This is a genomic window from Shimazuella kribbensis DSM 45090 (genome assembly GCF_000428065.1).
In the GTDB taxonomy this organism is placed as follows: domain Bacteria; phylum Bacillota; class Bacilli; order Thermoactinomycetales; family Thermoactinomycetaceae; genus Shimazuella; species Shimazuella kribbensis.
This window is the reverse complement of the sequence record NZ_ATZF01000016.1, coordinates 65,781-88,697: the sequence shown is the minus strand read 5'-3', so window position 1 is coordinate 88,697 and position 22,917 is coordinate 65,781. Positions and strand designations below refer to the sequence as shown.

25 protein-coding genes are annotated in these 22,917 nt (G+C 39.6%); 12 read left to right on the top strand and 13 right to left on the bottom strand.

Annotated features, from left to right (window positions below; translation table 11 throughout):
- From A3GQ_RS28545 to A3GQ_RS0118600, 8 genes are all read right to left on the bottom strand, one after another.
- Window positions 1–334: DDE-type integrase/transposase/recombinase (locus tag A3GQ_RS28545; protein ID WP_425423389.1), on the bottom strand; the 334-nt coding region annotated here is incomplete at its 3' end.
- Window positions 298–711, bottom strand: coding sequence for an IS3 family transposase (locus A3GQ_RS28540; RefSeq protein ID WP_051272057.1), 414 nt, complete (start codon window positions 709–711; stop codon window positions 298–300). The genes A3GQ_RS28545 and A3GQ_RS28540, both read right to left, overlap by 37 nt.
- 52 nt (window positions 712–763) lie before the next feature.
- A complete protein-coding gene (locus A3GQ_RS28535; protein ID WP_028778356.1) occupies window positions 764–1,102 on the bottom strand; it encodes a helix-turn-helix domain-containing protein in 339 nt (112 codons plus the stop codon).
- Window positions 1,103–1,168: 66 nt separating this feature from the next.
- Window positions 1,169–1,510 carry a hypothetical protein gene (locus A3GQ_RS0118620; protein ID WP_028778355.1) on the bottom strand — a complete coding sequence of 114 codons (342 nt, stop codon included), beginning with the start codon at window positions 1,508–1,510 and terminating at the stop codon, window positions 1,169–1,171.
- 318 nt (window positions 1,511–1,828) lie between these two features.
- Entirely contained in the window at window positions 1,829–1,990 is a 162-nt protein-coding gene (locus A3GQ_RS27335; RefSeq protein ID WP_156877812.1) for a hypothetical protein, read from the bottom strand.
- A 186-nt stretch (window positions 1,991–2,176) separates the two neighbouring features.
- A complete protein-coding gene (locus tag A3GQ_RS0118610) occupies window positions 2,177–2,797 on the bottom strand; it encodes a hypothetical protein (RefSeq protein WP_156877811.1) in 621 nt (206 codons plus the stop codon).
- 266 nt (window positions 2,798–3,063) lie between these two features.
- Window positions 3,064–4,470, bottom strand: coding sequence for an MFS transporter (locus A3GQ_RS24935; protein WP_037465499.1), 1,407 nt, complete (start codon window positions 4,468–4,470; stop codon window positions 3,064–3,066).
- Window positions 4,471–5,115: 645 nt separating this feature from the next.
- Complete coding sequence (locus tag A3GQ_RS0118600; RefSeq protein WP_028778353.1) at window positions 5,116–5,493, bottom strand: winged helix-turn-helix transcriptional regulator; 378 nt, start codon at window positions 5,491–5,493, stop codon at window positions 5,116–5,118.
- A 183-nt stretch (window positions 5,494–5,676) separates the two neighbouring features.
- On the opposite strand from A3GQ_RS0118600, the gene A3GQ_RS0118595 reads away from it, so the two are divergent.
- A complete protein-coding gene (locus A3GQ_RS0118595; protein WP_028778352.1) occupies window positions 5,677–6,675 on the top strand; it encodes an NAD-binding protein in 999 nt (332 codons plus the stop codon).
- A gap of 121 nt (window positions 6,676–6,796) precedes the next feature.
- On the opposite strand, the gene rpmB is transcribed toward A3GQ_RS0118595, so the two are convergent.
- Entirely contained in the window at window positions 6,797–6,985 is a 189-nt protein-coding gene (gene rpmB, locus A3GQ_RS0118590) for a 50S ribosomal protein L28 (protein WP_028778351.1), read from the bottom strand.
- A 203-nt stretch (window positions 6,986–7,188) separates the two neighbouring features.
- On the opposite strand from rpmB, the gene A3GQ_RS0118585 reads away from it, so the two are divergent.
- The 9 genes from A3GQ_RS0118585 (at window position 7,189) to A3GQ_RS0118545 (ending at window position 17,234) form a co-directional block, all read left to right on the top strand.
- Window positions 7,189–7,554: an Asp23/Gls24 family envelope stress response protein gene (locus tag A3GQ_RS0118585; RefSeq protein ID WP_028778350.1), complete on the top strand. Its 366-nt coding sequence runs from the start codon at window positions 7,189–7,191 to the stop codon at window positions 7,552–7,554.
- A 12-nt stretch (window positions 7,555–7,566) separates the two neighbouring features.
- Window positions 7,567–9,258: a DAK2 domain-containing protein gene (locus A3GQ_RS0118580; RefSeq protein ID WP_342665014.1), complete on the top strand. Its 1,692-nt coding sequence runs from the start codon at window positions 7,567–7,569 to the stop codon at window positions 9,256–9,258.
- Window positions 9,259–9,276: 18 nt separating this feature from the next.
- A complete protein-coding gene (locus tag A3GQ_RS0118575; protein WP_028778348.1) occupies window positions 9,277–10,149 on the top strand; it encodes a DegV family protein in 873 nt (290 codons plus the stop codon).
- Window positions 10,150–10,153: 4 nt separating this feature from the next.
- Window positions 10,154–10,816, top strand: coding sequence for an L-serine ammonia-lyase, iron-sulfur-dependent subunit beta (gene sdaAB, locus A3GQ_RS0118570; RefSeq protein ID WP_028778347.1), 663 nt, complete (start codon window positions 10,154–10,156; stop codon window positions 10,814–10,816).
- 94 nt (window positions 10,817–10,910) lie between these two features.
- A complete protein-coding gene (sdaAA, locus tag A3GQ_RS0118565) occupies window positions 10,911–11,801 on the top strand; it encodes an L-serine ammonia-lyase, iron-sulfur-dependent, subunit alpha (protein ID WP_028778346.1) in 891 nt (296 codons plus the stop codon).
- Complete coding sequence (gene recG, locus A3GQ_RS0118560) at window positions 11,802–13,844, top strand: ATP-dependent DNA helicase RecG (protein WP_028778345.1); 2,043 nt, start codon at window positions 11,802–11,804, stop codon at window positions 13,842–13,844.
- A gap of 256 nt (window positions 13,845–14,100) precedes the next feature.
- Window positions 14,101–15,333, top strand: coding sequence for an ATP-grasp domain-containing protein (locus tag A3GQ_RS0118555; protein WP_028778344.1), 1,233 nt, complete (start codon window positions 14,101–14,103; stop codon window positions 15,331–15,333).
- A complete protein-coding gene (locus tag A3GQ_RS0118550; protein WP_028778343.1) occupies window positions 15,330–16,535 on the top strand; it encodes an MFS transporter in 1,206 nt (401 codons plus the stop codon). Before A3GQ_RS0118555 ends, A3GQ_RS0118550 begins: the two co-directional genes overlap by 4 nt.
- 30 nt (window positions 16,536–16,565) lie before the next feature.
- Window positions 16,566–17,234, top strand: a complete 669-nt coding sequence (locus A3GQ_RS0118545; RefSeq protein WP_028778342.1) for a site-2 protease family protein — start codon at window positions 16,566–16,568, stop codon at window positions 17,232–17,234.
- 46 nt (window positions 17,235–17,280) lie between these two features.
- Here A3GQ_RS0118545 and A3GQ_RS0118540 read toward each other — a convergent pair whose 3' ends face one another.
- On the bottom strand, window positions 17,281–17,904 hold the full coding sequence (locus tag A3GQ_RS0118540; RefSeq protein ID WP_028778341.1) for a spore coat protein: 624 nt from the start codon (window positions 17,902–17,904) through the stop codon (window positions 17,281–17,283).
- Between the two features lie 182 nt (window positions 17,905–18,086).
- Here A3GQ_RS0118540 and A3GQ_RS0118535 point away from each other — a divergent pair, with 182 nt between their 5' ends.
- On the top strand, window positions 18,087–19,556 hold the full coding sequence (locus A3GQ_RS0118535; RefSeq protein ID WP_028778340.1) for a catalase: 1,470 nt from the start codon (window positions 18,087–18,089) through the stop codon (window positions 19,554–19,556).
- Between the two features lie 87 nt (window positions 19,557–19,643).
- On the opposite strand, the gene A3GQ_RS0118530 is transcribed toward A3GQ_RS0118535, so the two are convergent.
- Together A3GQ_RS0118530 and A3GQ_RS25840 are read right to left on the bottom strand one after the other, a co-directional pair.
- Complete coding sequence (locus tag A3GQ_RS0118530) at window positions 19,644–20,621, bottom strand: hypothetical protein (protein WP_028778339.1); 978 nt, start codon at window positions 20,619–20,621, stop codon at window positions 19,644–19,646.
- Window positions 20,622–20,687: 66 nt separating this feature from the next.
- Window positions 20,688–21,383: a YiiX/YebB-like N1pC/P60 family cysteine hydrolase gene (locus A3GQ_RS25840; RefSeq protein WP_051272054.1), complete on the bottom strand. Its 696-nt coding sequence runs from the start codon at window positions 21,381–21,383 to the stop codon at window positions 20,688–20,690.
- A 152-nt stretch (window positions 21,384–21,535) separates the two neighbouring features.
- On the opposite strand from A3GQ_RS25840, the gene A3GQ_RS0118520 reads away from it, so the two are divergent.
- Window positions 21,536–21,844: a hypothetical protein gene (locus tag A3GQ_RS0118520; protein WP_028778338.1), complete on the top strand. Its 309-nt coding sequence runs from the start codon at window positions 21,536–21,538 to the stop codon at window positions 21,842–21,844.
- A gap of 42 nt (window positions 21,845–21,886) precedes the next feature.
- Here A3GQ_RS0118520 and lplA read toward each other — a convergent pair whose 3' ends face one another.
- Window positions 21,887–22,882 carry a lipoate--protein ligase gene (gene lplA / locus A3GQ_RS0118515; RefSeq protein ID WP_028778337.1) on the bottom strand — a complete coding sequence of 332 codons (996 nt, stop codon included), beginning with the start codon at window positions 22,880–22,882 and terminating at the stop codon, window positions 21,887–21,889.
- Between the last annotated feature and the right edge of the window lie 35 nt (window positions 22,883–22,917).

Genomic DNA, 22,917 nt, shown 5'->3' with positions numbered 1-22,917 from the left:
AATCTTGGACAGCTTGAAGAAGCTCCTGTTCTGTTTTACACTGGGAAAAGTACAACGTTTCTGTCTTCAAATGAGAGAAGAAAGACTCAATGCACGCATTGTCTAGGCAGTTTCCTTTGTGAGAGTGGCTGCCTACCATTNCCAGNTGTTGGAGTCGTTTGTTGTACTGTCGAGACGTGTATTGGAAGCCTTGATCCGAATGGAGTAAGGCTCCTTGCAAGTCTCTTTTTGTTTGCAGTTCTTCCACCGTATCCATCACTAGTTTTAGGTCATTTCGAGGAGATAATTTCCAAGCAACTATCTCATTGTTGAAAAGATCTTGAACGGCGGACAAATAGTAAAACGGCCATTCATTGGCAGATAGGTAATATCTGTAGCATACGAGCGGTTTGGTTGCTCGGGTAAGAATTGTCGATTCAACCGATTTGGGTGAACAACAGATGTTANTTTGCCAAAATAACGACGCTTTTTCCGAATGACAGACTGAATGTGTAATTCCTTCATGAGTCGGTACACTCGCTTATGATTGACCAGAAAGCCAGCTTTTCGTAATGCAACAAGCATTCGTGGATAGCCGAAAAAGGGACAAAGATGATGGATTTCCATGATCTTCTCTTTCAACAGCTGATCCTTTTGGCTAGCTATTTTTCTTTTCTGTCGTGTTGTTTCCCACTTGTAATAACCAGAACGAGAGACTTTTGCAATAGCCACCAACCACACCACAGGGTACTTTTTTTCAGTTCTTGAATAATTTCAAAACGAGTTATTTTTGGGGTCCACGCTCCTCCAGTAGATTGGGATAACGCTTTTTTAAGTATTCGACCTGTGCTTTCAAGTAATCTCTTTCTTCTTCTACGCTTTGAAATCTCGTACGTGGTCGGCCCAAGAATGGATTGTCCTCTTGTGTTGTTTTTCCTCTCTTGTCTGTGAAAGGTTCCTTATTTCGGTATTTTTTCACCCATGTTTTCACTTGTGTGCTACTTCGTATACCCAACTCATCTGCAATAGCACGATAACTTTTTCCTTGTTCTTCATACATTTTCACTGCTTTTCGTTTGAATGTTTCCGAATAACGTTGAAACTTTTGACCTTTTCTTGCCATGAAAAATCCCCTCCAAGTAGAGTGTAACACCCACGCCTAACGGCGTGGGCTTTTTACACTGTCTACTTAGAGGGGATAATACCAGTGGAACTCACCGCCCCAAGTGATGTAGAATCGATCTCCAGGAACCACCTTCATCCGGTCCTTACCCGCAGGGGTCACGAAACCGTGCTTGGTGATCTTGTGAATGCCGCCGCCGAGGGGCGTGGAATCAGTGAACTCGAAGATCGTGCCCTTTAGGGTGAAGCCGAGGAGCTCGGACCCGTTCGTTCGGAATTCCCCGGTCAGATCATGAAGATCCTCGATCATTCGAGTGGGCCAGTCGGACTCCGTGGGGTGGTCGGTGTTCTCTTTCGGGGTCAACATCTGGATGACCGCCTGAAGCATTCGGATGACGAACGCGCGCATGATGCGCTTCTTTGACCGACTACTTATATTGTACAACAATTCTCTTGTTTTTTTATTTTCAAAAATAAAAAAAATCGCCCCTTGATGATAGGCGATTTATCTTTCTTCAGAGGCGAAATAGACAGCAAAAAGTACTGCCTCAATATTTAAGATAGTACTTTTATGTTAGGATTTCTCACGTGATGATTTATCGTTACATCTATTATTGAAATTTATTTTGTATGAATAATGCATTCATTTACTTGTTCTTTTAGAAGGGATGATAGAAACAGACAGAGAGCAAATAGGGGTGAAATGCTTTTGTCATCATACTATAGTTCAGAACTCAGGCTTTGAGTTATCCCAAGGGGAAACGGTTGTATCGATCCCTTTTCCAGATTCGATCTGATCTTCTATCCCTTTGCCGTCTTGCCACTCGGTGATTTTTTCTCCGCCTGATCCAGCCCAAGGGTTTTTAAGCATATCATCAGAGCTTCCCATATATAAAACCTCCCAAAACAAAGGTTATTCTATTATGTGCTAGAGACTTTAAAAGGGAATAGTCATTGAGCTGAATATGGAAAAGCGGATGCCTATTAAATTAAACGTTATGTGAATATTTATATAAACGGGACGGGGCGACTTACTCTCCAGAGTAAGTCGCCCCGCAGCATCGAACCTCACGGTTCATGCAAGAAGCAACATCGCCTTCTCTTCGAAGTCGTCTGCCTCGCTCAGCAGGCGCACACGATTGGGAGATGTAGCGAGTTCCGCCCAGATGGCGGAAGCCACGCGCTTCTGCCCATCGTTCTGGTAGAACTGCTGGAAGGCCTTACTCTCTGCCTCACGCTTAGCGGTCTCCAGCTGTTCGTTCGCTTTGGAGAAGGAGAGCATGCCACTGGACACCATCTGACTCAGACCGGCTTCCAGCGTCTTGATCTGCTGGGAGGCCATGGATCGATACTCTTCCTTGCACCGAGTGTTCAGGGCCTGAGAGAGGATGGTGTCTGCTTCGAAGTGCTTACTCACAGCCTGAACCATGAGACTTGCTGCCTCACGATTGTTGGCGTTCATAGCGTCGCGAAGCTTCTGGACACGCCGGAAGAAATCATCCTCACCATGAAGCGTATCTCCGAAGAGGTCCTTGCGTACAGCCTGCATCAGGCTAGATCCGACTCGTCCGTGATCACTGAGGTTGTCTTCGACGAGTTCGACGGCCTGATGCAGGCTGTGAGGAGTGAGGAAGTTCCGCTTCGTTGAGATTTCGTAGAAGCCTTCCAGACCCTCGATGGTGTCGCCATAGTACATGTTGGCCCACCAGAAGGGACTACCAGGGGTGATCATGCGATCCTCCGAACATCAGGTTGTTTGCTTTGTAATCTATTATAGCAAATAAATTGTTTGATGGAGAAAGATACAATTAATACTTTGAAACATAGGATCTGTTAAGTTTACTTTTTTGATTTCAACTATGATATCCATGGATAAGGAAACGAATTGATTGAAAAAGATTTTTATATACGGAGCTAGATAACAGAAAAGAACCAGCAAAATATTGCTGGTTCTTTATTTTTTTATTCGAATGACTGTATCTGCTGTTTTCTATTTGAAATAAGCCCGACGGAAATAATCAATGCTCCTAGTACAGCTGCTCCAAATGGAAGGAGGAGTGCTGTGCGAAAACCTTCTAATACTGCCTGTGGAGATTCAAGAGATCCTGTTACAGAAACACTGATAGCTGTCACGATGGACAGACCCATTGCTGCTCCAAACTGGAATGATGTGTACAATAGACCACCTGCAAGACCTTGCTCCTCTTCTTTGATACCATCTGTAGCCGAAATAGTGAGCGGTCCATAGGTTAGAGCAAAGGCAAGACCTAGAATAAGAAAACTTGGAAACATGGCTTTGTAAGTCCAGTCGAGATCAATTGGTAAAAACAATCCATAAGAAAAGGCGGCCAGAAGTAATCCACCTACGATCACCTTTGTTGTACCAAAGCGATTCACAAGCCATGGTGTAAGGGTTGGGGCAAGTATTGCGTCTATACCAATGACTAACATCGCAAGACCTGTTTCCCATTCTGTCCAATTCCGCAATTCTTGCAAATAGAGAACGGCTATAAATTGAAATCCGAAAAAAGAACTAGCAAAAAGTAATGCACCAAGGTTAGCTCGCAGGAATGAACCAGAACGAAGGATACCAAGTCGTACTAATGGTGAAGAGGATCTACGCTCAATGATAAAGAAAGCAACTAGGAGAACAAGTCCTCCTATAAGTGCGCTAATCGTCCAAGTCCGTTCTGCATGAGGCTCTCCGAATTGAACAATAGAGAAAATAAGCAGCATCATTGCACCTGATATACTAAAAGCTCCAGCTATATCGAAATTTTGCTTCGTCTGATTTGATTCATCCGATTTGGGGATCAAGGTAATAGCGAATAATAGAATGATAGTTGCTAAAATGATAGGAGCAAAGAATACCCATCGCCAACTAATAGCACTTAGTAAACCACCAGCAATAAGTCCAAGAGAAAAACCAGCTGCAGCAGTTCCTGCATAAAACATAAGAGCTTTATTTCTTAGTGATCCTTCAGGAAAACTTGTGGTAATGATAGACAATCCCGCAGGAGCCATAAAAGCTGCGGCAACGCCAGTTACAAATCTTGCGAGAATAAGCATCCATCCTTCCGTAGCAAGTCCACCTAATCCAGAGAAAAGAATGAAGATGACCAACCAAATAAGAAACACCTTACGTCGTCCTAATAAATCAGCAGCTCGACCACCAAGGAGCATAAACCCACCATAGCCTAACACATAGGCACTTATGACCCAACTCAGCGAGGTAGTGGACATATCCAATTCTTCACGGATGGAAGGCAAGGCTACGTTAAGCATCGCCACATCAATTCCTTCTAAGAAAATAGCTCCACAAAGTACAAGTAACAAACCCCAAGTGCGTAAATTCATTCTGTTTTCCATGTGAAATTTCTCCTCTGATTATCATGCAAACCTTACTGATTGAACACATTTGTTAATGTGATCCTATATACAAATAAAGGTTAAGTATGATAGTTTTCGAATGTTTGAGTTAAATAGTGAAAGGAACCGGTTCCATTCATTTATTTAATCAGTAGTATGCAGGGGATAAAAAAAGATGGGAAGTACGCACTTTTAAGTACCGAAGGATCATGGAGGATACAATTAGGGATATCATTGCGATTTTCGAGGGTAACATTTATAAATGAAATTCTATAAAACTAGGGACGATATTTTACATGTGAATAAAGAGATGTTTCTATCATGGATATCCATTTGCAGGAAAATAGTAAAATGGATATATCGGGTTACGACTCAACCAGCATGAGGGCTATGATGTGGCATATCATTTACTTCTTTTCATAGATTTGAGATGAGGGATATAGTAGAACAATAAACCCACCTGAATAGTCCAAGTGGGTTTATGTTCTAATGATATCAAGTTTGATTTGGGTTTATTTCTTTACATAACATATAGATCCATAGATAGAAATTGCTATAGTCTTAACTCTTTCTGTTCATTCTTATATTTGCACCATATACAAGCTAGGATTCTTTGCGTTTGTATTTGACTAAAAATGGTCTGATTTAACAATGTTTTTCATTATCTAAAAAATTATCTAACACTGAATTTTTATCGCCATATACTTTATCTAAATGTGTTTCTCCCCATTCACAGAAGTAGTTCAATGCGGTTTTCAAACTCCGTCCATATTCCGTTAACTCATACTCTACTTTTGGTGGGATTTGTTTATAAATGATTCGATTGATGATTCCATCTCTCTCCAGTTCCCGCAGTTGTTTGGTCAGCATCTTTTGCGTGATCTGTGGAATTAGATTTTTGAGTTCATTGGTTCGTTTCTTTTCAGTAGCAAGATGGTAAAAAACAATACTCTTCCATTTTCCGCTTATCACATCAAGCGCAGCTTCGACTCCGATTCGATATTTTTTTTTACTCTCTGTCATGTTTATCTCTCCGATTTTAAAGTTTATCGATCCACAATTTAAAACTTAGGATCATACATGATCCTATAGCACTTCAAAGTGCGTACTTTTCACGAAGTTTATCATCCTTCTATAATAACATTCTATAAACCATCATTAAAAACATTTGAACAGAAAATATTTCATTTTGGAAGGATGAGTTACATGAGTTCAAAAATTCTTATAGCAGGTGGATATGGACTTGTTGGTGGTACGATTGCTCGGCATATCAGAAAGATAAAGGAAGATGTGGAGATTATTCTCGCAGGGAGAAATCCAAAGAAAGGAGAAAATCTTGCAAACGAATTAGGTAATGCTAGAGTTGTATCTTTAGATTTAAATGATTTGCAGACAGTGAAAGAACTAGATGTTGAGCAAGTAGATCTTATTGTGTCGGCTGTACAAGATCCAAGAGATCTTCTAATAGATTTGGCGATAGACAATAGCATTGCACATATTGGAATTACTAAGTTAGCTGATGATATTAGCCCTATTGCACTAAAAGCACTTCATTCACCGCCAAAACGTCCTATTGTGCTGTTAGGACATAATGAAGCTGGTATAACTACACTGGTTACAAGTAAAGCATCCCAAGAGTTTGCTTCTATTGATACGATCGAAATCGCTACCGTATATGATGATTTAGATCCTGTCGGCCCAATGACTGCTGGTGATCTTGAAAGTGAAGAATTAACTTTACGTTCCCTAATACGAAAAGAAGGCAAATGGTTATGGGTAAACGCACAACAACATACAAGAAAAATGAATATACTTGGAAAAATAGTAGAAGGTATGCCAATGGGTTTGCTTGATATACCTAGTCTTGGGGCAATTACACAAGCAAATAATATACGTTGGGATTTTGTCCAAGGGGAGTCCGTTGGGACGTTAGCAGGCAAAAATGCATCGCATGAGGTTTATATTGATATAGAAGGTACATTAAAGTCTGGTGAACGAGCCAAGCATAGAACCGTAATTTCGGATTCAAAAGGTCAAGCACACCTTACTGCATTAGGAGTTTTGATGTGCATTGAACGAGTGTTAGGTTTTGATGGTCAGCCATTTTTACAAGGTGGGCTTCAAATACCAGAAACACTTCTATCAGCAGATCAGGCATTCAAACGATTGCAAGATTTTGGTATCCAAATATACCAGCAAGATTGATTGGAATAACCATTTCGCTATTCGTATGAAGGTACGGATAGTGAAATTTGATTTTATGAAGAAAAACATAACAAAAAATCCAGATCAGGATACCCGACTGGATTCGTTTGCATATATCCGATTATACACGAGTTACTTTGCCGGATTTGAGAGCTTTGGTACTTACATATACGCGTTTTGGTTTTCCATCCACCAAAATACGAACTTTTTGTACGTTAACGCCCCATTTTTTGCGGCTTTTGCGATTAGAGTGACTTACATTGTTACCTGCATGTCCTTGTTTTCCTGTGATAAAGCAACGACGAGCCATTGTTACACCTCCTAACACTAACGCTTGACATTGTAGCATATTCGAGGGGCTTCTTGCAATGCACTTTCCTTCCTCAGTCCGTTTATTGTACAATGAAAAAAAGCCATTATTAAAATCATACCATTTACAAGGATTTGTTTTATATTTATACGATTAGACAAAGAACACTACCATATCCGAGTCGAATAAGGAAGGTTGATGAAATGAGTTTACAATTGACAAACAAACTTGGTCACATCCATGTTGCAAATGATGTCATTGCAACCATAGCTGGTGTTGCCGCATTGGAATGTTATGGTTTGGTGGGGATGGCTTCTCGTAGTCAACTGCGAGATGGTATTACTGAATTATTAGGAAGAGATAACTCTGCTAAAGGAATCGAAGTACATACGGCTCAAGACAATGTTACAATCGATATGCATATTGTTGTAGGATATGGCACAAAAATTTCTGAAGTAGCCAAAAGTGTACAGTCCAAAGTAAAATACACATTAAATGAATTAATTGGTATTCAAGTAGAACACGTTAATGTTTATATTCAAGGTGTACGTCTGGTAAACGAAGATTAAGGAGGGCCTCAGTTGGATAAAGCAACGATACCTGCACCTCTCTTTCTCTCCATGATGAGAGCTGGGGCTATGGAACTGACAAATAATGTTGAAAAAGTAAATGCACTAAATGTTTTTCCTGTCCCAGATGGAGATACAGGTACCAATATGAACTTGACCATTACGTCAGGTGTAGCGGAAATGGATAAAAAAGCAACCGAGCCAACGGTAGGAAAGTTAGCGGAAGCGCTTTCAAAAGGGCTTTTAATGGGTGCTCGAGGTAACTCAGGAGTGATTTTGTCACAGTTATTTCGTGGATTTGCAAAATCAGTTTTGAAAAGTACAGTCATTGGTCCAAAAGAATTAGCAGACGCTTTCCAAGCTGGTGTGGATACTGCTTATAAAGCAGTGATCAAGCCAGTAGAAGGCACGATCTTGACCGTAGCTAGAGAAGCTGCTCAAGCTGGAGTTTTTCAAGCTCGGGTAGCTGACCATCCGCTCGAAGTACTGGATGCGGTGTTACAGGAAGCACGAAAATCTCTTGATCGTACCCCTGAACTACTCCCTGTTTTAAAACAAACTGGGGTAGTGGATGCTGGTGGTCAGGGATTGGTCTATGTGTATGAAGGGATGAGAAAGGTATTGGCTGGTGAAGAAGTTTCTTTGGAAGCAAAACCAATATCCAACCTACCTACACTAGAAGATTTGGCACATGAAGCACATGCAGGTGCAAATATTGACCCAGCTACGATCGTAAATGGGTATTGTACAGAATTTATGATTTTCTTGACAACAACAAGAAGAAAAACAAGAAAATTTAATGAAATACATTTTCGAGAAGAGATTTCACAATATGGTGATTCCGTGCTTATCGTCTCAGATGATGAATTAGTCAAAGTACATATACATGCAGAGCATCCGGGAGATGCCTTGAATTATGCTTCTACTTATGGAGATCTAACACGTATCAAAATCGATAATATGCGTGAGCAATTTGAAAATGTTACAGGTGTAACGGTGATTAATCAGCCTCCATCGCAACCTGTCAAGGAAGAAAAAATAGCAGAAAAACCATATGGAATTGTGGCTGTTGCCACAGGGCAAGGAATAAGTGATATTTTTGAGAGCATTGGTGTGGATGTCGTCATTGCAGGTGGCCAATCCATGAATCCGAGTACGGAAGACTTGGTGAATGCAGTAGAGTCAATCTCTGCAAAACATGTGCTGATTCTACCAAATAATAAAAACATCATTTTGACAGCAGAACAGGTAGGCGAGTTGGTAGATGTTCCCGTTTCGGTTATTCCTACGAAAACCATACCACAAGGACTTTCTGCGCTTCTTGCATTTGATGAAGAAAAAGAAGTAAAAGATAACGAATCAAAGATGAATCGCGCACTTACTTCTGTACAGTCTGGTGAAGTTACGTATGCTGTAAGAGATACTGTGGTAGATGAGTTAACGATTGAAAAAGATGATTTTCTCGGCATCCGAGAAGGAAAGATCATTACAGCAGGTAAAGAAATGCTCGAAACCGCTTACGACTTGTTGACTCATATGATGACTTCGGAGACAGAAGTAGTAACCCTTCTGTTTGGCAGTGATGTAACAGAAGATCAGACACAAGATTTGGTGAAGCGACTAAGTGAAGGTTACCCTGATGTAGAATACGAAGTTTATGAAGGTGGTCAGCCGCTTTATTATTTCTTGTTTGCAGTGGAGTAGGAGAAGGGGGAACGTAATTTGGCTCGTATTCATGTGTTTACAGATAGTACTGCCGATATTCCAAAAGAACTTCAACAAGAATTGAATATCAAAGTGATTCCTCTGAAAGTACATTTGGATAATCAATCTTATCTAGATGGAGTGACACTCACTCCTGAAGAGTTTTATAAACGATTAGAGGTAGCAGAGAAACTTCCTACTACATCTCAACCTTCTCCTATGGATTTTTGCGATGCTTATAAGAAGGCCTTGGAAGAAGGCGCAGAAGAGATTATCTCCATTCATCTTTCTTCTGCACTGAGCGGAACATACCAGTCTGCTGTTTTAGCAAAAGGGATGTTAGAAGAGGAGTCGGATGTAAAACTTACCGTGATCGATTCCAAATCCGCTTCTTACGGTATCGGGGTAGTAGTAGTTGCTGTAGCGAGAGCAGCATTAGCAGGAAAGAGTATGGGAGAATGTCTTGAAATTGCGGAGTATTATATTGAAAATCAACAAATTTATTTCTTAGTGGATACATTGGAATATATGAAGAGAGGGGGCCGTATTGGAAAAGCCGCTGCTGTGGTAGGATCACTCTTGAATATAAAACCAATTCTTTCGATCAGCAAAGATGGGGAAATTTACGCAGTAGAAAAAGTAAGAGGGAAAAATAAAGCATTTGGGCGAATCTTGGAGCTTACCAATGAAAAAATTCCTGCTGGCTCCCTATCTGCTACTGTCATTCATTCCGATGCATCAGATGAGGCAGCAAGGTGGATGGAAGTGCTGGAGAGCCAAGAAGAGTATGACTTGCATGATAAAGTCATTACTTCTATCGGTCCTGTTGTTGGTACGCATACCGGCCCTGCTACGTTAGCATTTATCCTAGTCCCGTTAAAGGAAGAATGATCCTATGAAATATCGAACGGTATTTGATATTATTGGTCCCGTCATGATTGGTCCTTCTAGTTCACATACAGCTGGTGCTGCCAGAATAGGTAGAACAGCCAGAACCATATTTGGTCGTATTCCCAAACAGATTATGATTACATTGTATGGTTCGTTTGCTAAAACATATCGAGGACATGGTACTGATATTGCACTCGTCGGAGGTTTGTTAGATTTTGACACCTATGATGAGCGTATGCCCCAATCATTAAAAATGGCGGCTGAAGCAGGAATACACGTTCGATTTGTCGAATCGGAAGAGAGGACAGAACATCCAAATACAGCTCGTATTCATCTCTCTGATGAGCGTGGAAAGTTAGAAGTGGTTGGTATTTCTATTGGTGGTGGCAAAGTAGAAATCGTAGAACTAAATGGATTCGAGTTAAAACTGTCAGGAAATGCTCCAACCCTTTTGGTTCTCCATAAAGACCAGTTTGGCGCAGTTGCCGATGTTGCGACGATCTTAGCAAAACATCAGATCAATATCGGATACATGCAAGTAGCTCGGAAGGAAAAAGGATTAGAAGCTTTGATGTCGATTGAGACAGATCAATCTCTTTCAGAAGAGCTATTGCAAGAAATCCGCCAAAAATCCGGTATGTATGCTGTAACGTTACTCAATAATTAACCACCGCATATGTCGGTGGTTTCTACTTGATCGATACAACTACAAAATCGCTCATCTATCCCAAGTTTTCTTTTTGAGAGGAGTAGACAGACCTATGAATTTTCGAAGCGTTGCAGAATTAGTGGAAATAGCAGAAATGGAAGGTCTAAAAATTTCCGAAGTGATGGTAAGACAAGAAATGGAAGTCATGAATCGATCTCGTGAGGAAATTTGGCAAGAGATGGGGAGAAATTTGGATGTGATGGGACAAGCCATCGAAAAAGGTTTGTCACAAGAGGAGCGTTCATCTAGTGGTCTGTCGGGTGGCGATGCAAAGCGTATTCAAAAGTACAAAGAAACAGCACCTATTCTACTTTCTGGTGAGACTGTTTTGGAAGCCGTGGCAAGTGCTACGGCTGTTTCTGAAGTAAATGCTGCAATGGGGATTATTGTGGCAACTCCAACTGCTGGTGCATGTGGTATCTTGCCTGGTACCATTCATACAACAGCCAAAAAGTTTCAGCTTGATCGGGATGCGATGATCGCAGGGCTTTTTGTTTCTGGGGCAATAGGGTACTGCATTGCTAATAATGCTTGCATTTCAGGAGCTACAGGTGGATGCCAAGCAGAAGTCGGGAGTGCAACAGCGATGGCGGCAGCGGCTGTAGTCGAAATGGCAGGAGGCACACCATCACAAGCAGCTGAAGCAGTTGCCATTGCATTGAAAAATATGCTTGGGCTTGTGTGTGATCCGATTGCGGGATTAGTTGAAGCACCATGTGTAAAAAGAAATGCGATGGGTGCAGCTATTGCAATGGTTGCCGCTGATTTAGCTTTGGCGGGTGTAAAGAGTATTATTCCTACAGATGAAGTCATTAGTGCAATGTATAAGATCGGCCAAGAAATGCCAGTTTCTCTGCGTGAAACAGCACTTGGTGGATTAGCAGCTACTCCTACTGGACGAGCGTTAGAAAGGCAAATTTTTCATAATACAAAGGAATCATAAATGACAAAACTTACTCAAATCCCAGTGACGGTACTGCCTGGAGTGGGACCTGAGAGGGCAACTCATTTAGCCGAGTTAGGAATTAAAAGTATCCATGATCTACTCACGTATTATCCTTTTCGCTATGATGATTATCAAATTGTTCCTCCTGTTGATGCACCACATGAACAGCGAGTTACTTTTAAAGGGACGATAGCTGGAACTCCCAGTATGCGTTGGTATGGCAAAAAGCAGTCTCGGTTGTCGATTAAATTAGAAGTGGATGGTATACCAATCACCGTAGTTTGGTTTAATCAACATTTTTTAAAAGCTAAGCTCATCTATGGATCAACTATCATGGTCACAGGGAAATGGGATCGTGAAAAACTACAGATTACTGGTGATCGCACATTTCTCAGCCAAAAAGAGCAAGAAGCCCATCATGATCAATTAGAACCTATCTATTCGGTAACAAGTAAGATACGTGTGGCGTGGCTAAGAAAACTGATCATGGAAGGTTTTAAAGAGTATGGAAATCAAATAGAGGAAGTTTTACCTGCCACATTACGAACAAAATATCGTTTGATTTCACGAGCAAAAGCAATGTATTTGCTGCATTTTCCTAAAAATATGCAAGACGGGCATCAAGCACGAAGGACGATTGTTTATGAAGAGTTGTTTCTTTACGAATTTCGCCTTCTGTGGTCAAGACTACAAGACCGTCGAGAAACAAAAGGGATCACAAGGAAAATACCCAAAATGGCTTTACAAAATATGATCAAAAGTTTAGCTTTTCCCCTAACTGGTGCACAGCAAAGAGTGGTAGATGAGATTTGCAGCGATTTGGAAGCACCTTATCAAATGAATCGTTTGCTGCAAGGGGATGTAGGTTCTGGTAAGACAGTAGTAGCAGCGCTTGCATTGTATGCCAATTATCTTTCCGGTTATCAAGGTGCGTTGATGGTTCCAACGGAAATTTTAGCAGACCAACACGCTACTTCCTTGCAGTCTTTATTAGGTGCATTGGGTTTACAAGTAGTCACTTTAACAGGAAATATGACCGCAGCCAATCGAAGAGAAGTGTTAGGGCAGATCCAGATGGGGTTAGCGGATGTAGTGGTAGGTACTCATGCTTTGATACAAGAAAAAGTGATCTATCGAAATTTAGGATTGGTAATCACGGACGAACAACATCGTTTTGGTGTAAAACAGCGTGCATCCCTGCGTGAAAAAGGAGAAGCCCCTGATGTACTGATGATGACTGCTACTCCGATTCCTCGTACTTTGGCTATATCCGTATACGGTGAAATGGATGTCTCCATTATTGATGAAATGCCTGCTGGACGAGAGCCAATTACTACTTACTGGGTGAAAAAAGAATCATGGGAGAGAATTCTCGGTTTTGTGAGCAAAGAATGTCAAGCAGGAAGGCAAGCGTATATTATTTGCCCACTTATTGAGGAATCGGAAAAGTTAGATTTAGCAAACGCAGTTGAGCTTTTTGAACAAGTTACCATGGCTTTATCTCCTATTCGTGTAGGCTTGTTACATGGAAGAATGAGTTCCATAGAAAAAGAAGAAATTATGAGTTTGTATGAACAAAATGAGGTACAGGTGCTGATTTCGACAACCGTGATCGAGGTTGGTGTAAATGTTCCCAATGCAACGGTTATGGTGATCTATGACGCAGATCGTTTTGGATTAGCTCAATTGCATCAGTTAAGAGGTAGAGTTGGACGCGGTGGAGGTGCATCTACTTGTGTATTGGTTGCCAACCCGAAATCAGAAACTGGAAAAGAACGTATGGAGATCATGACAGAGACAACAGATGGATTTGTTATCTCCGAACGAGATTTGCAAATGAGAGGCCCTGGAGATTTTTTAGGTGTAAAACAAAGTGGACTTCCTGAGTTTCGATTGGCGGATCTCACTCGTGATCAACATATCTTAGAGATCGCTCGTGAAGACGCGAAAGAAATTATTCAGACAAAGGAAACCATCACACCTTTGGAATATGAAGCATTATTATCTCCGATGCATCGTGTGGAATCGATTTTAGATTGAAGTTCCTATGGAGAAACGGCAGCTTAATAGCTGTCGTTTTTTTATTTTGCTAAAAGCAGCGAACAATCAGATTGATTATATTTGAATTGCAAAATTATTATGGTTGGGATAATCTTCTTATATTTGTAATTGACAAGGAAATATTTTATTTCTAATATATAGAAACATGCACTATTAATATCTTTTCCTTGATTTCAAATAACAAAAAATGCAGCAAAATACAAAATATTTTAAGCAGAAAAGGACAGGGAAGCAGATGAGCATTCTTATTTTAAATCAAAATTCGTACGAGTTTTTTCCTTACAAAGAATGGTTGGAAGAGGTATCGGAAGAAGTTATTTTTCTTACCAGTTCATCTGTAGGCAAAGAGTATACATCCAAGCCATTTTTATATTTCGAGATCTTTGATAATTATGAGTCCGGTATAGTGGAACGAAGAGCGAAACAGTTATACGAAAAATACCAATATGATTCTGTATTGGCATTACACGAATTTGATATTTTACGTGCAGCAAAGATTCGTGAAAGCTTGGATATTTCGGGCCAGTCTTTTGAGAATGCCCTTCGCTATCGAAATAAAATACATATGAAATCCATTTTGCAGAAAAATAATAATATTGAACTCCCTTATTTTCAGGAAATGAATTATCCGTTGGAGGCAGTGGATTTTATTGAGCAACATGGTTATCCAGTGATTATCAAACCTGCTGATGGCGGTGGATCAATGGGTACATTGGTAGTAAAAAATGAATCCGATTTGGAATCTTTTTTAAAAAAGATGATCATGTTTCATTTTTCCGATGCTCAACCATCGAATAATCTCATGATCGAAACATATATAGCAGGCGAGATGTATCATGTTGATGGCTATATTCAAAACAATGAATTGGTGTTGATAAGGGCCTCTAAATACTTAGAGAATTCACTGATCTACTTGGATCAAAACGACATTTCTGGAAGCCATTTATTACCTTCGGACAATGAGTTGAGCAAGCGATTAGTGCAAGAAACAAAAAAAGTCATACAAGATCTTGGTTCACCAGATAGCATGATCTTCCACGCTGAATTTTTTCATACTGCGGATGATCGTCTTGTATTTTGTGAAATAGCGAGTCGCCCAGGTGGTGCAAGAATTATTGAAATGATAGAAGTTGCTTATGATTTACATATCACTAAAGCATTCACACAATTTACATGCGGAGCATTACCTTCTTTGCCTGAAGTGAAAGAAAAGAAGCTAGTGGGACATGTTGTTCCTATTCCAAAGGAAGGAAAATTACTATATGCACCAACGGAAGCGCCTTTTCCTTGGATCGTTCGATATCACTTGAGTTGCCAACTTGGTACTGTATTTCATGGTGTTGTTCATAGTTCCCATCACATTGCTTATATGATCGTAGAAGCAGAGTCAGAAAAACAATTGAAACATCGTCTTTATGAAGCCAACCAGTGGTTTCGTGATACCTGTGTTTGGGAGAAAGCAGAATGAAACGTAAAAAATGGTTTCCTGATTACCCAACAGGAGTGTGGTACCTAGCAGGTGTAAATTTTCTTACTCGTTTTATCACTTTTTTGATGCTTCCATTATCAATTATTTACCTTGGGAAGATAGGATTTGAAGAAACAGAAGTTGGATGGTTATTAGGAATTGGATGGATTCTAGGTGCATTTGGCGGACCAATGGTTGGGTATTTGGTAGACAAATTAGGAGCAAAAAAAGTATATGCTGTTATCCTTATTTTATGGTCATTGTCTTTTTTTGGATATGGATTAACACAATCTTTTTGGATTCTTATGGGGCTGTCTCTAGTTAATGGATTTTGCCGTAGTACAGTAGAAGTTGTCATTTTATCGAGGATGTTTGCATCTGTATCAAAAGAAAAACAAAGCAAAATAAATGGGTTTCAATACATCATTTTAAATTGGGGTGCGATTATCGGGACAGCAGTTGGTGCGTATACGGGTGTGTATGTTACACAAGACTGGTTTACCTATATCGGATTTGTATTTTTAGTCCTTTTGATAATCGATCGGTTTGTCCCTTTAGCAAAACTGGAGAAAGAAAAGCAGCGAATACAAGAAAATGAAGAAAAGCCTTCCATTAAAGAAGTGATTCAAATCATATCCAAAGACCGAGTGTTATTGCTTTTTTTGTTTTCTGGTATTTGTTATATGACAGGATATATTCAGTTGGACGCAACCATTCCCATTGCATTAAACGACCAAAATCAAATGCATACGTATGCTTTTTTAAATCTAGAGAACTCTATTCTCGTCGTCTTACTCGCTGTTCCTATTATGAATTTGGTTTCGAAATGGAGACCATTCACTGTTGTTTTTACGATGTGTTTATTTCTTAGTCTCTCCCTGATCTGTTTTGTATTTCACTCCACTCCACTCTATTATGTGGCCATTTTATTTTATACAATAGGAGAGATTGCTTTTGTTCCTCTTTGGCGCCAAAAAATTGCAGATCTTGGTGGACCTTTACAATCCACGTATTTAGGTTTAACCAATATTTCTTATCTGGGCTTTTTCTTTGGTAATTTTTTGGGAGGCATGTTTTTTGAGAAGGGCGGAAGTTTACTTGCCTTTTCGATCATTGCGATAATGGTCCAGTTTACTTTCGTATTTTATATTTTTGCCACACAAACCCAAAATAAAAGCGTAAAGGAAATGGTGCCCAAATAAGATTGGAAAATTGAAGAAGGAGAGAGTTAATTGGATTTTTCTTCTTTTCTTGCATACCCATTAGCAGAAATTCCTTATGTAGTAGTGGCATTGTTATTGGCATTTACCGTACATGAATTAGCACATGCCTATGTAGCTTACATTTTTGGTGATCCGACTGCCAAAAACGATGGCAGGTTAACGTTGAATCCGCTTAAGCATTTAGATCCTGTGGGTACCCTGTTTATTTTTTTAGTCGGTTTTGGATGGGCAAAACCTGTGCTAGTGAATCGCTCTTATTTTCGCCATCCGAGAACAGCAGGAATATTTGTTTCCTTAGCTGGTCCAGTGAGTAATATCATTTTAGCATTTGTTTTTGTTGGTATACTAAAGATCATTCTTGTACTTGGTCTGTTGGCGGGTAATCCAATTATCGAAGATATTATTTTTGAATTGATTGGAATGATTGTCTGGTTAAATATTGTTTTGTTTCTGTTTAACTTATTACCTTTACCTCCTCTAGATGGATATCGAATGGTAGAGAATCTCGTTAGTCCAAGTGTGCAAGAGAAGATGCAGCAATACGAACATTATGGATTTATTCTTTTTGTCGTTTTGTGGATTACCCCTGTTGGTGATTGGGTAATTTCTCCGCTCTTTCATCAAGTAGGTCCAAAGATATATCAAACTTTTGCCGGATTATTTGGTATTTCATTTTGAACAAAAACACCAACTTATCGTCAAGGATAGGTTGGTGTTTTTTGTGTTAATGGGTTACTGGAGTAGCTGGTACATAGGCATGAACCATTGCATTTGTTGTTTGTTCATCGTATTGAGCCACTTGATAGTAACCATTTTTGTTTGCCCATAGGAATAACTCATAACTCATCTCAATATTATTTGGGATACTGTCTGCTATTACCCGTCGAACAACTGGATTGGTAACTTCAGAAGCTGCCATTCCTTTTAGAGAAGCGATTCCCTTGACATGACCTAGCATAAAGCCAGCATAGCAGCCATCATTAATCGCTGCGCCTGCTTGTTTTGGTTGTTTGGGAGGTGTTTGTCTTAGACCATAAACGATTGATTCATTATTTTGATTAGTCATTTGATATCTTCTCGTACCATGAGCTGGATCTTGACCTGTTGAGAATGCTTGTACGATCATATTGTACTCATCTGTTAAAAATTGATACTGATTGTTGAGGATTTGCATCAGTTCTTGATCTTTGATGTTGGGGCGATACAATGTGTAGTGCTCTAAAACACCTATCATGCCAGAAAGAATCTCATGAACATCATTCAGTTCATGACCACCGTGATTGTATGTAACAGGTCCGTTTTGTATGTTTTGTTGTAAACCACTTTGCCCACTTTGTGGAATTTGCATGAACCATTCCTCCAATAAATGTAATAACGTTACTTTACCCGGGACAATTGGAAAATATCCACAATCAAATGTTGGAACAAATTTCTCGAAAGAAATGAAAGAAAAGGGTTGAAATAAATATCATTTTATAATTATTATTAAGTAGTAAAGATAATCAATTACAGATAGGAGCATAACTTTTTATGAGTAAACGCTTAACAACTAATCAAGGCTCTCCTGTAGGGGATAACCAAAGTTCACGAACAGCAGGACAAAGAGGTCCTACTCTGTTAGAAGATTATCATTTGCTAGAGAAACTAGCCCATTTTGACCGAGAAAGAGTACCGGAGCGTGTTGTCCATGCACGAGGTGCAGGAGCTCATGGTGTTTTTAAGGTCTTCAATAGTATGCAGACCTATACAAAAGCTTCGTTCTTACAAGAAATAGGAAAAGAAACTCCGGTATTCGTCCGCTTTTCCACCGTTATTCATCCAGCTGGTTCCCCAGAAACAGCACGTGACCCGCGTGGTTTTGCAACGAAATTTTATACAGAAGATGGGAATTATGATTTAGTAGGTAACCATTTACCTGTATTTTTCATTCGCGATGCAATGAAATTTCCGGATATGGTTCACTCGTTGAAACCTGCTCCAGATACCAACATACAAGATCCAAATCGATATTGGGATTTCATGTCTCTAACACCAGAATCTACTCATATGTTAACTTGGGTATTTTCCGATTATGGAACACCTGCTAATTATCGTCAGATGAATGGATTTGGCGTACACACTTTCCAATGGGTAAACAATGAAAATAAACGTTTTTATGTGAAATACCACTGGAAGCCTTTACAAGAAGTGAGAAATCTGTCGGCTGATGAAGTACAAGAAGTACAAGGTCAAGATTTTAATCATGCAACAAGAGACCTTTTTGATCATATCGAAAAAGGTGACTTCCCAGAATGGGATTTATATGTTCAAGTATTTCCGATAGATGATGAAGATGCTTTTATGGATAAATTTGAGTTTGATCCGCTCGATCCTACAAAAGTATGGTCTGAAGAAGCATTTCCACTTCAACTGGTAGGACGGATGACATTAAATCGCAATCCTCAAAACTTTTTTGCAGAAGTAGAACAGTCTGCTTTTTCTCCTAGTGCACTGGTTCCTGGGATTGAACCATCCGCGGATAAACTGTTACAGGGAAGACTGTTTTCCTACCCAGATACCCAACGTCATCGGATTGGGCCGAATTATTTGCAATTACCAGTCAATTGCCCATACATGACGAAAGTAAATAACTATCAAGTAGATGGCAATATGCAAGCACGTACGAACATTTCTACCATTAACTATGAGCCTAACCGATATGATGATACACCAAAAGAGACTCCTTCTGAAATTGAAAGTGAAGCACCATTAACCGGTGTTGCAGGAAGGAAGGTTATTCCGAAAACACTCAACTTCCTTCAAGCTGGAGCATTATTTCAAGAATTTACGGAAAAAGAACAAAATCATTTGATACGTAACCTTGCAAATGATTTGTCCGGTGTAGAGGAACGAACCAAGTTATTGGTCATTTGTAATTTTTATCGAGCAAACAAACAATATGGAGAAAGATTAGCTGATGCATTAGGGGTAGATATTTCTCCTTATGTATCAAAATTATAAAGAATACAAAAAAGAAGCTTATCGGTAAAATAGGATAAGCTTCTTTTTTGTATTCACTTATTACTCATTGCGGTTATGATGACAGGTTTAAAAGATAATCAAATCTTGTACTGTGGTATCCCGAATGGAAGGTAAAAGGTATTTTTTTTGCAATTTCCAATTTTCTATATCATAAACGCCAATCAAACCTTGTCCATTTGCCGGTATTTGTGATAATACATACAAGCGATTGTCCTTTTGTTTTACTTTAAACACAGGTTGCGGCAATTGGATTTGACCAATAATGGTTTTGGATTTACGATCCATTTGGGTAATGATGCTACTTCCTTGGTAAGTGATGAGGATGGTATTGGAAAAGGGAATTACATATTCTGGCCGTGCATGTGGGAGAGTCAAATATTGTACGTGCTTGGTTTTGCGATCAAATAAGGCTATTTGTTTTTGATTGGTCGTCGAAGTGATGATGACATGCTCATCGATGATCTGTATATCGTTGGCTTGATCCGTTTGAAGTGGAATTTCCGCTTCGATTTTGCCAGTATTACGCTTGATGAGATAAAGAAGGGCTTTTTTTTGGTCAATAATCGTTGCGAAGACATAGAGGTAGGTTTGATCAAAGGTAGCAATCCGAGGAAATCCTTTGACAATCGTAGACATTATTTTTTTCTGTTCGTTCCATTGTACTGTTCCACTATGTAGACCGCTATTATAGGTAGTGATACGAAAATGATCGACCTGGTTCAAGTATATCGGGAAGGGCAGGCTTTTTGTTTCTGTGTGTTGTTTACTGGCTAGAGAAAAAGAATATACTTTATCTTCATACTGTACAGGTAGGAGTATGTTTCCTTTGTTATCTTTTGCTAATTGGAAAATTCCCATAGCAGGCAGATCTTCTTGAAAGGTAATTTCTCCTTTGGAGTCAAATAACACAAAGGAGCTATCGGGGGCACTAGCATTGGTATAGATCACGCCAAAAAGAGGAGGAGAAGACGACGATAAGACATTACAACTTGTCAAAAGAAAACAAACAGAGATGAGAATGATGAATAGGCGATGTTTGGCCATAGGGCTCTCCTTTTGTACAAATAGGTCATTTTCTGATTGGACTAAGCAGAAAATGACCTATTTGAGTTATCCTTGGGAATAGTAGGCAATGGTGTGAGGACTTTTGATTAAATCAACGGGCCAAACAGCAGATCCCCCATAGTTTAAATCCCATCCGCGATTGTACCATGCTCGCCACACCAATTGGGAACAGTAAAAACGAGTGGTAGTTTTAATATTGAAAAAATTATAATTGTAAGCTTTGCCGATTTGTTCCCGATTGTAAGAAGCTGCATAAGCATAATCGTTGAGTGTTGCCCCTTCAACCCACAATGCTTTTACTTTTTTGTATCTGGTTTTCCAGTCATTCACCCAATGGCGTACGCCGTTTTTTTCAATGGATTTGTTACCAAAAGACTCAACTACGTATCCAGGTACATCGGATACCACTCCTGTATGTCCACCAGCCCATTCAAATCCAGCACTTGTGCCATCTAGTGTGACCAAAATATCACCAGGCTCTCCAATTGCATTTCCTGTTACAAATAGGGATTCCATTTGTTCATCTTGGATGTTCACTTGTTTAAGCGCAGCTTCTTTTTGAATTCTTTCAAGCGGTAACTCGTTGTTCCATTGATAGGATTGGATGAGGGTTTCTTTTTTTGCTTGAAGCGATTCTTTGATTTTGTTAAAGTCAAAAGTGGCTGCATGACTTGTTGTTGGTAGCATAATAGTAAAGAAAGTAAGGACGAAAGCAATTACAATATGGTAGGAGAAGCGCATCTTATTCACTCCTTTCTTTTCCTTATTGTAAATGTTTTTTTGCAAAATGTTCAATCTTTATTTTGTGTTTGTAAGATATGGTCATTTTTCTTATCCATTTCGGTGCGAATTGGAATAAACTAGACAAAGATTGCATCGTGGAGGTGAACAGGTTGAGTAGAGAACGGGAATACCAAGAAATCGCTGATTCCATTAACCAATTGGTGGGAAGACAGGCGGTATCATCTAAAAAAATAAAGAACGTGGTAAAAGAAGCCAAATATATTCGTAAAACAGAAGGAACTGCTGGACTGTTACGATTTGCTACGGCCCTTCCGTATCAATTTTTTACCCCCCAGGAGTTGGAATATATCCAAACTACCCCACAATATCGAGAGTTGTCAGCTAGACTCATTGATCTATTGATTGCAGAAGGAGTCATTTCCTCCTTTGAAGCCATGTTTTTACGCAGACAGGTATAAGGAACAAAAAGAAGCAGAGACTCTAACCCTGCTTCTTTTTGCTTAATAAATCAAATCAAGGAATTCTTCTTTGCTGATATTGCCAAAGTAGTGTTTCACATCGACATCTTTTAAGGCGTCTTCCAGTTGATCTCGATCGTATCGAATGCCTTCCAAACGTTGCTCGATGTCTTGGACATCCCCAATACCAAAAAAGTCCCCATATATTTTGCAGTTTTTAATGATTCCAAGTTCGCCGACATCTAATCGGATATCAATCGAACCAACAGGAAAGCGCTTGGTATGTTGGACATTGAATACAGGAGATTCGCCAAAATTCCAATCCCAATTTTGATATCTCTCTTTTGATATTTGATGAATTTTTGCCCAATCTTCATCTGTAAGAACATATTCGGGAATGGGATTTTGCCCCTCGAAAATATATTGTAATAGTGCACTGCGAAACTCGGTCATCGTAATGGGGTTATCTAGATATTCGGAAATATTGGCAACACGGCTGCGTACCGACTTGATACCTTTGGATTGGATCTTTTCTTGTTTCACATGAAGTGCTTTTCCAACAATGTCCAAATCGACATCCAGCATCAGGGTACCATGGCTAAACATGCGTCCTAGCTGAGAAAATTGGGCGTTACCGGATACTTTTTTTCCATCTACCAATATGTCGTTTCGTCCACTTAATTCGGCTTGAACACCTAACTTATGTAGTGCTTGGATCACTGGCTCTGTAAACTTGCGGAAGTTAGCAAAACTTTTGCCATCATCTTTCGTTAAAAAACTAAAGTTCAAATTGCCAAGATCATGATACACAGCTCCACCCCCAGAAAGGCGTCTCACTACATGAATCCCATGTTGCCGAATATAGTCGACATGAATTTCTTCTACTGTATTTTGGTGTTTGCCGATGATGACCGATGGTTCATTGATGTAAAAGAGAAGATAACTCTCTTCATCAATTTTAAGATGTTTGAGCACGTATTCTTCAATTGCTAAGTTTATTCTTGGATCAGTAATGTTTTTGTTATCGATGAAAAGCAAGGTACTTTCCTCCTGTGGATTTGCTGTCAATCTAT